The 1428-nt window shown below is 41.0% G+C and carries 2 protein-coding genes; both read left to right on the plus strand.

The annotated features are described in order from the left end of the window. On the plus strand, positions 1-793 hold a 793-nt coding region (locus AMDU4_RS14020; protein ID WP_290705634.1), incomplete at its 5' end, for an ATP-grasp domain-containing protein. Between the two features lies 1 nt (position 794). After that, a partial coding sequence (locus AMDU4_RS14025; RefSeq protein WP_021788573.1) for a CoA-binding protein occupies positions 795-1428 on the plus strand: 634 nt, incomplete at its 3' end.

Genomic DNA, 1428 nt, shown 5'->3' on the forward strand with positions numbered 1-1428 from the left:
CCGTGCAACAAAACAGCCTGTAATTATACTGTCGGCAGATGGTGGCATGGAAATTGAAAGTGTTCCAGAAGAGAATATTCATAAAATTCACGTAGACCCCATGGTGGGTTATTCTGACTATATCGCCAGGGAGGCACTTTCCCATCTTCCCATAGAGAACAAGAAGCAGTTCAGCAACCTTCTTTCATCCCTCTACAAAGCCTTTGTGGAAGAAGATGCTTTGCTTACTGAGATAAATCCTCTTGTGATAGATGCAGATAATAATATAATTGCCGGGGATTCCAAGGTCATAATTGATGATAATGCATTATACAGGCATAAGGATTATATGATAACAGATCCGGACAAAACGCCACTGGAAAACGAGGCCGCATCCAAGAGCTTTACATTTATAGAAATGGATGGTGACATAGGGGTTATAGCGAATGGTGCTGGATTAACCATGGCTACAATGGATTCATTGACTCTGCATAAATTGAAACCCAGAAATTTCCTGGATCTTGGTGGAACTGATAATATTGAGATAGTGGAAGATGCTTTCTCATTTGTTATGAGAGCAAGGCCCAAACTTATATTTGTAAATATATTTGGTGGTGTGACAAAGGCAGATACAGTGGCAAACGGGATTGTTTCATCAAAGGAGAAATTTGATATAAAGCAGCAAATTGTTGTGAGGCTCAGTGGCGTTCACGAAGATGAGGGACAGAAAATACTTTTAGAAAGCGGCATAAAAGCATTCACCAATATGACAGACGCAGTTAAGGAACTGTCAAGAATACAGGGGGTTGAATAAAATGGTTATAATAAATAAGGAAACAAGGGTAATAGTCCAGGGCATGACTGGTCATCAGGGAGCATTCCATTCAGGAGAAATGATTAAATTTGGAACCAATGTTGTGGCTGGAGTATCCCCTGGGAAGGCAGGGACAAAGGTGAATGGCGTGGATATTTACAACAATGTTGCAGACACATTAAAATTTGAGCCTGAAGCTTCAATGATTTCTGTACCCGCTCCCTTTGTGAAGGATGCAGCGCTGGAGGCAATAGAAAATGGCATAAAATTAATATACATACTCACTGAACATGTGCCGGTACATGATACAATGGAATTATACCATGAAGCAAGGAGAAAGGGAGTATTCATGATAGGTCCAAACAGTCCGGGGATAACAGTAGCAGGACAGGCAAAGATAGGAATCATGCCAAATAACATATTCCGCAAAGGGAATGTGGCTATAGCGTCCAGAAGTGGAACGCTTACCTATGAAATAGTAAAGGCAGTCACGGATGCAGGATTTGGTGAAAGTACAGTCATAGGGCTAGGCGGAGACCCAATAATTGGAACAACATTCTCTGACATAATAAAAATATTTAACGATGATCCAGAAACAAAGCAGATTGTCCTTGTGGGTGAAATTGGAGGAGGGA

The sequence above is a fragment of the Ferroplasma sp. Type II genome (assembly GCF_000496155.1).